Annotated in this window: 6 protein-coding genes; 2 read left to right on the top strand and 4 right to left on the bottom strand. The window is 72.2% G+C overall.

Annotation, left to right across the window (positions count from 1 at the left end; all coding sequences use genetic code 11):
• Positions 1-105 precede the first annotated feature (105 nt).
• Together AVW09_RS13775 and AVW09_RS13780 are read right to left on the bottom strand one after the other, a co-directional pair.
• On the bottom strand, positions 106-1,788 hold the full coding sequence (locus AVW09_RS13775; protein WP_063258617.1) for a phospho-sugar mutase: 1,683 nt from the start codon (positions 1,786-1,788) through the stop codon (positions 106-108).
• Positions 1,785-2,618 carry a purine-nucleoside phosphorylase gene (locus tag AVW09_RS13780; RefSeq protein WP_063258618.1) on the bottom strand — a complete coding sequence of 278 codons (834 nt, stop codon included), beginning with the start codon at positions 2,616-2,618 and terminating at the stop codon, positions 1,785-1,787. The genes AVW09_RS13775 and AVW09_RS13780 overlap by 4 nt, the downstream gene beginning before the upstream one ends.
• A gap of 68 nt (positions 2,619-2,686) precedes the next feature.
• Between AVW09_RS13780 and AVW09_RS13785 the strand changes: the two genes are divergently transcribed.
• Positions 2,687-4,147, top strand: coding sequence for an NAD(P)H-quinone dehydrogenase (locus AVW09_RS13785; RefSeq protein WP_063258619.1), 1,461 nt, complete (start codon positions 2,687-2,689; stop codon positions 4,145-4,147).
• A gap of 218 nt (positions 4,148-4,365) precedes the next feature.
• Here AVW09_RS13785 and AVW09_RS13790 read toward each other — a convergent pair whose 3' ends face one another.
• Both AVW09_RS13790 and AVW09_RS13795 read right to left on the bottom strand, forming a co-directional pair.
• On the bottom strand, positions 4,366-6,132 hold the full coding sequence (locus AVW09_RS13790; RefSeq protein ID WP_063258620.1) for an ATP-binding protein: 1,767 nt from the start codon (positions 6,130-6,132) through the stop codon (positions 4,366-4,368).
• Between the two features lie 77 nt (positions 6,133-6,209).
• Positions 6,210-6,857 carry a Maf family protein gene (locus tag AVW09_RS13795; protein WP_063258621.1) on the bottom strand — a complete coding sequence of 216 codons (648 nt, stop codon included), beginning with the start codon at positions 6,855-6,857 and terminating at the stop codon, positions 6,210-6,212.
• Between the two features lie 57 nt (positions 6,858-6,914).
• Here AVW09_RS13795 and AVW09_RS13800 point away from each other — a divergent pair.
• Positions 6,915-7,272 (top strand): TRAM domain-containing protein (locus tag AVW09_RS13800; RefSeq protein ID WP_156496113.1); only part of this gene is annotated, 358 nt, incomplete at its 3' end.

Consider the following 7,272-nt stretch of genomic DNA (forward strand, 5'->3'; position numbering starts at 1 on the left):
CCGGGGCCACTTCTGTCGCCCCGGGGCCACCTGCAAGCGTCGCTACGCTGCCGCCCCAGCACCGCGGTCCCAGCACCGCTCCCCGAGCGCCGTACCCTGGAGGCGTCAGCGCACCGCGGCGAGCAGTTCCTCGGCACCGGCGCGCAGCGCCTCGAGGCGGCGGCGGGCCTTCTTCGCCGACGAGCCGCGCACGTCGAGGTACAGCTTCAGCTTCGGCTCGGTGCCGCTGGGCCGCACGATGAGGCGAGAGCCGTCCTCGAGCCAGATGCGCAGCACGTCGCCCGGGGGCAGCCCGTCGATGCCGTGCAGCAGGTCGTCGATTCTCGACACCGCGACCTCGCCGACCGCGGACGGCGGCTGCGCGCGGAGGGATGCCATGATCCCGCCGATCTCGCTGAGGTCGGTGACGCGCACCGAGATCTGGTCGCTCGCGAACGCGCCGAACGTGTCACGGAACTCCTGCAGCAGGTCCGCGACCGTGCGGCCCTCGGCGCGCGCGGCCGTGGCGAGGCCGAGGAACGCGACGGCGGCGGAGATGCCGTCCTTGTCGCGCACGGTGTCGGGGTTCACGAGGTAGCCCAGGGCCTCCTCGAAGCCGAAGACGATCCCCGGCGCACGCGAGATCCACTTGAAGCCCGTGAGGGTCGCGTGGAAGTCGAGACCGTAGTGCTCCGCCACGACCTGCAGCCCGGGCGACGACACCAGCGAGCAGGCGAGGGATGCCGGCTGCCCGACGCCTCGATCCGACTCGGCGTGGGCACGCGCCGCCCGCCACCCCAGCAGCAGCCCGATCTCGTTGCCGGTGAGTCGGCGCCAGCCGCCCTCCGCATCCGCGTCCGGAATCGCGACCGCGAGGCGGTCGGCATCCGGGTCGTTGGCGATGACGAACTCGGCGTCGGCGGAGCGCGCGGTCTCGAAGGCGAGGTCCATCGCCCCGGGCTCCTCCGGGTTGGGGAAGGCCACGGTGGGGAAGCGCCCGTCGGGGTGGATCTGCGCCTCGACGACGACCGGGGCGGGGTAGCCCGCCGCGGCGAGCACGCGCTCCACGGTCTCCCACCCGACGCCGTGCATCGCGGTGTAGACCCAGCGCGCGCCCTCCGCACCGGCGGGGGCGGGGGCGACGGCGGCGGTCGCGGCGACGTACGCCTCGACGAGCGACTCGGGCGCGTTCTCGTACCCGACGGAGCGGGGGAGGATCGTGACGTCGCCGGCATCAGCCACGCGCTGGATGTGCGCGGCGATCTCGGCGTCGGCGGGCGAGACGATCTGCGCGCCGTCGTCGGCACCGCCGAGGTAGACCTTGTAGCCGTTGTCGTCCGCCGGGTTGTGGCTGGCGGTGACCATGACCCCCGCGTCGGCCCCGAGGTGCCGCACCGCGAACGCGAGCACGGGCGTCGGCAGCATCCGCGGCAGCAGGATCGCGCGCAGCCCCGCCCCCGCGAAGATCTCCACCGAGTCGCGTGCGAACACGTCGGAGTTGCGGCGTCCGTCGTACCCGACCACGACGGTCGGTGTTCCTTCGGGCTGCTTCTCGCGCAGGTACGCGGCGAAGCCCGCCGCGGCCTGCGCCACGAGCACCCGGTTCATGCGGTTCGATCCGGCGCCGAGCGTGCCGCGGAGCCCGGCCGTCCCGAAGGCGAGGCGCGTCGCGAAACGATCCTCCAGGTCGGCGGCCGCCTCGGCATCCCCGTGCTCCACGCGCGCGAGCAGCGCGGTGAGTTCTTCGCGGGTCGTGGCATCCGGGTCCTGGGCGAGCCAGGCGCGCGCGGCGGCGACGTGCTCGCTCACAGCGCGCCGATCACACGGGCCAGGAGCGCCGAGATCACGGGCTCCGCCTCACGGCCGGCCTCGAGCACCTCGGCGTGGCTGAGGGGCGTCTTCTGGATGCCGGCGGCCAGGTTCGTGATGAGCGAGAAACCGAGGACCTCCATGCCGGCCTGCCGGGCGGCGATGGCCTCAAGGGCCGTGGACATGCCGACGATGTGACCACCGATGGTCTTGGCCATCTGCACTTCGGCGGGGGTCTCGTAGTGCGGACCGCGGAACTGCGTGTAGACGCCCTCGTCGAGCGTCGGATCGATCGACCGCGCCAGGTCGCGCAGACGCTGCGAGTAGAGGTCGGTGAGGTCGATGAACGTCGCGCCCTCGAGGGGGGAGTCGGCGGTGAGGTTGATGTGGTCGCTGATGAGCACCGGCTGGCCGGGCTTCCAGGTCTCGCGGATGCCGCCCGCGCCGTTGGTGAGGATCATCGTGGTCGCGCCGGTGGCCGCCGCGGTGCGGACGCTGTGGACGACCCGACGGACGCCGTGCCCCTCGTAGTAGTGCGTGCGTGCGCCGATGACGAGGACGTTCTTGCCGCCGGGGGTGCGGACGCTGCGGAGCGTGCCGACGTGTCCCTCGAGGGCGGGCTTCGAGAAGCCGACGACCTCCGTCGCGGGGAACGCCGCGGTCTCCTCGCCGATGAGTTCGGCGGCGCGGCCCCAGCCGCTGCCGAGGGTGACCGCGATGTCGTGACGCTCGACGCCGGAGAGACGTGCGATGTCGGCGGCCGCCGCCGCCGCGATCTCGAACGGGTCGACCGCCGGGTCGTCGAGCGGGTGAGAGTTGCTGTGTGCCATGGACCCACTCTAGAAAGCTCTGGCGCCTCGGGGCCAGGCGAACGGGGCGCGCGCCGCACTAGGGAAGAATGGATGCCATGGTGCAGAGCTTCGAGCGCAAGCAGTCCGTCGCGATCGTCGGCGGTGGCCCCGGCGGCTACGAAGCGGCTCTCTCGGCCGCCCAGCTCGGCGCCGACGTCACGCTGGTCGAACGCGCGGGCGTCGGTGGTTCGGCCGTCATCACGGACGTCGTCCCCTCGAAGACGCTCATCGCGACCGCCGATGCGGCCGTCGCGATCCGCAGCGCCAGTGAGCTGGGCGTGCAGCTGTTCGCGAAGGACGACCACGGCAAGCCGCTGACGCCCGAGGTCGCGATCAACCTCGCCGCCGTGAATCAGCGCCTGCTCTCGCTCGCACGTCAGCAGTCCGACGACATGCGCGCGTCGCTGCTCGACGCGGGGGTCCGCATCATCTCCGGCCACGGGCGCCTCGACGGCCCCGGTGCCGTCGTCGTCTCGACCGAGGCCGGCGGAACCGATTTCGACCGCATCGAAGCCGAGACGCTCGTGGTCTCCGTGGGGGCCTCGCCGCGCGAGCTGCCGTCCGCCCGCCCCGACGGCGAGCGGATCCTCACGTGGACGCAGCTCTACAACATGAAGTCGGTGCCGCAGCACCTCATCGTCGTCGGCTCCGGTGTCACGGGCGCGGAGTTCGCGTCGGCGTACATGAACCTCGGCGCCAAGGTCACGCTGGTTTCGAGCCGCGACCAGGTTCTGCCCGGCGAGGATCAGGATGCCGCGGCGGTCCTCGAGCGCGTCTTCCAGCGCGGCGGCATGACGCTGCTGGCGAAGGCCCGCGCCGACTCGGTCGTGAACACCGGCGACGGCGTCACCGTGACGCTCGCGGACGGCCGCACGATCGAGGGCAGCCACTGCCTCATGGCCGTCGGGTCGATTCCGAACACGGCCGGCATCGGTCTGGAGCAGGCCGGGGTGCAGATGACGCCGTCGGGCCACATCCGCGTGAACCGCGTCGCGCGCACGTCGGTGCCGAACATCTACGCCGCGGGCGACTGCACGAACTTCTTCCCCTTGGCCTCCGTGGCATCCATGCAGGGGCGTCAGGCGGTCTTCCACGCGTTCGGTGACGTCGTCATCCCGCTCGAGACGCGCCGCATCACGGCCAACATCTTCACCGCCCCCGAGATCGCCACGGTCGGCTTCAGCGAGCAGGACATCGTCGACGGCAAGTTCGCGGGCTTCGTGAAGAAGCTGCCGCTGTCGGCCAACCCGCGCGCGAAGATGCAGGGCATCACCGACGGCTTCGTGAAGCTCATCGCGCGGCAGGGGAGTGGCACCGTCATGGGCGGTGTCATTGTCGCTCCGCGTGCGTCCGAGCTCATCTACCCCATCGCGATCGCCGTCGAGCGGCGTCTCACGGTGGACCAGGTCGCCCGCGTGTTCGCGGTCTACCCGTCGCTCACGTCGAGCATCACGGATGCCGCGCGCGCCCTGCACATCGTCGACCGCGACGACCCCGGCGAGGACTGATCCGGCTGCCGTTCCGGCATCCCCCCGGCGGCGTCCGCATAAACGCTCCGGCTCGGCGGAAACGCTCGGGCGGGGCGTTTCCGCCGAGCCGGAGCGTTTGCGCGGCACGAATGCCCGCGCAACTACCGGCGCCGGGACCCGCGCTGCACACGCGGATCCGAACGAACGACGGCGCCGCGCCCCGGGAGGGACGCGGCGCCGGGCGCGAGCGGGATGCCTCAGCTGATGAGCAGCAGCTGGTGACCTGCCGAGACGGTCGTGCCGGGGCTGGCGTCGATGCCGCCGATGGTCCCGTCCTTGTGGGCCTGGATGGGCTGCTCCATCTTCATGGCCTCCAGCACGACGACGAGGTCGCCCTTGACGACCTGCTGGCCCTCCTCGACGGCGACCTTCACGACCGTGGCCTGCATCGGCGACTTCACGGCGTCGCCGGTCGCTCCGGCGGTGGGGGATGCCGAGTGCGAGCGGCGCGACGGCGGAGCGACGACGGGGCGGCCGGGCTTGGCGGCGGGCGCGCCGAGGCGGTCGGGGAGGCTCACCTCGAGGCGCTTGCCACCCACCTCGACCACGACCGTGTGTCGGCCGGCCGTTTCGGCGGGGGATTCGAGCTCGCCGTCCCACGCGGGGATGTCGTTGACGAACTCCGTCTCGATCCAGCGGGTGTACACGCCGAACGTGCCGTCCTCGGCGGTGAACGCGGGGTCGCGGGCGACCTTGCGGTGGAACGGCAGCACGGTGGGGAGGCCGGCGACCTCGAACTCGTCGAGGGCGCGACGGGCCCGCTCGAGCGCCTCGGCGCGGTCGCGGCCGGTGACGATGATCTTCGCGAGCAGCGAGTCGAACGCGCCCGAGACGCTGTCGCCCGCGGTCACACCCGAGTCGAGCCGGAGGCCGGGGCCGCCGAAGGTCTTGAAGACGTGGATGGGGCCGGGCTGGGGCAGGAAGTTCCGGCCCGGGTCCTCGCCGTTGATGCGGAACTCGAACGAGTGACCGACCGGGGCGGGGTCGTCGTAGCCCAGCTCCTCGCCCTCGGCGATGCGGAACTGCTCGCGCACGAGGTCGAGGCCGGTGACCTCCTCGGACACCGGGTGCTCGACCTGCAGGCGGGTGTTGACCTCGAGGAACGAGATCGTGCCGTCGGCCCCGATGAGGAACTCGCACGTGCCGGCTCCGACGTAGCCGACCTCGCGGAGGATGGCCTTGGATGCCGAGTACAGCACGGAGATCTGCTCGTCGCTGAGGAACGGCGCGGGGGCTTCCTCGACGAGCTTCTGGTGGCGGCGCTGCAGCGAGCAGTCACGGGTGGAGACGACCACGACGTTGCCGGCGGCGTCCGCGAGGCACTGGGTCTCGACGTGGCGGGGCTTGTCGAGGTACTTCTCGACGAAGCATTCGCCGCGACCGAACGCGGCGACGGCCTCGCGCGTGGCGGACTCGAACATCTCGGCGACCTCGTCGAGCTCGCGCGCGACCTTCAGTCCGCGGCCACCCCCGCCGTAGGCGGCCTTGATGGCGATGGGGAGGCCCACCTGCTCGGCGAACGCGATGACCTCGTCGGCTCCGGCCACCGGGCCGGGGGTGCCGGGCGCGAGCGGTGCGCCGACCTTCTCGGCCACGTGACGGGCGGTGACTTTGTCGCCGAGGGCCTCGATGGCATCCGGCGAGGGGCCGATCCAGACGAGGCCCGCGTCGATGACGGCGCGGGCGAAGTCGGCGTTCTCGGCGAGGAAGCCGTAGCCGGGGTGCACGGCGTCGGCGCCGGAGCGGCGGGCGATCGAGAGGATCTTCTCGATCGAGAGGTAGGTGTCGGCGCTGGTGGCGCCGTCGAGCGCATACGCCTCGTCGGCGAGACGGGTGTGCAGGGCGTCCCGATCCTGGTCGGCGTAGACCGCGACGGAGGCCTTGCCCGAATCGCGTGCGGCGCGGATGACACGGACGGCGATTTCGCCGCGGTTGGCGACGAGAACCTTGGCGATCTTCGGCATCCACCCAGCCTAGCGACGGGTGATGCGGGTCCTTTGACCCACCTCCACAAGAAACGCCGGAAAACGTGTGGGGGAGTCTACGAACGGTTCCAGAGCGCGGTCCACGAGCCGCCGAGCTGCCGCACGAGCCCGCGGACGGTCGACAGCGACATCCCGACGACGGTGGACGGGTCGCCCTCGACCCGCTCGATGAAGGCCCCGCCGAGCGAATCGACGGTGAACGCCCCCGCCACGAGCAGCGGTTCGCCGCTGGCGACGTAGGCCGCGATCTCCTCGTCATCGACGTCCGCGGCGAAGCTCACCGCCGCCTCCGCCACGGCGAACGCCTCGCGGGGTTCCGCGCCGGGCGCGAGTCGGAAGACGCTGTGCCCCGAGTGCAGCACGCCGGTGCGCCCGCGCATGTCCCGCCATCGCGCGGTCGCCGCCTCGGCGGTGTACGGCTTGCCGAGGATCTCGTCGCCGAGCGCGAACATCGAGTCGCCGCCGATCACGAACCCGTCGAACGCGGGGTCCTCGGCGCGGAGCCGCTCCGCGACGTCCGCGGCCTTGCGGCGCGCGAGCAGCAGCACGTGTTCCGGCGCGGGGAGGGTGCGCCGTTCCGTCGCCTCCACCTCGGCGATCACGGCCTCCTCGTCGACCTGCGGGGCCCGGGCCTCCGGTTCGATCCCCGCCTGCCGGAGAAGCATCAGACGGGCGGGAGAAGTGGATGCCAAGCACACGCGCATGCGTCCACGCTACCGACGGCGCGGCCCCGGGGTGCCGCCGTGTGACAGGCTCGGGGGATGCAGAACGGCGACCTCATCGATCTCGACATCACCGGAGTCGCCCACGGCGGCATCTTCGTCGGGCGGCACGAGGGCCGTGTCGTCTTCGTGCCCGACACGCTTCCGGGCGAACGCGTGCGGGCGCGGCTCACCGACACGCGTAAGAGGGCGTTCTGGCGGGCCGAGGCCCTCGAGGTCCTCGACGCCGCGCCCGAGCGGCGCCCCCACGTGTGGGCGTCGGCCGCGATCGACCGCGCGCCCGAGGACCGGGTGGGTGGCGCGGAGTTCGGGCACATCGAGCTCGCGCACCAGCGCGTCCTGAAGGAGCGCGTCATCCGCGAATCCCTCGAGCGCGTCGGTCGCCTCGAACTGCCGG

Source organism: Microbacterium sp. T32 (genome assembly GCF_001619615.1).
Classification (GTDB): Bacteria; Actinomycetota; Actinomycetes; order Actinomycetales; family Microbacteriaceae; genus Microbacterium.

Excerpts from the sequence above, each read along its gene's own strand:
- AVW09_RS13780 (WP_063258618.1), bottom strand. The coding sequence starts at position 2,618 with ATGGCACACAGCAACTCTCACCCGCTCGACGACCCGGCGGTCGACCCG.
- AVW09_RS13785 (WP_063258619.1), top strand. The coding sequence starts at position 2,687 with ATGGATGCCATGGTGCAGAGCTTCGAGCGCAAGCAGTCCGTCGCGATC.
- AVW09_RS13790 (WP_063258620.1), bottom strand. The coding sequence starts at position 6,132 with ATGCCGAAGATCGCCAAGGTTCTCGTCGCCAACCGCGGCGAAATCGCC.
- AVW09_RS13795 (WP_063258621.1), bottom strand. The coding sequence starts at position 6,857 with ATGCGCGTGTGCTTGGCATCCACTTCTCCCGCCCGTCTGATGCTTCTC.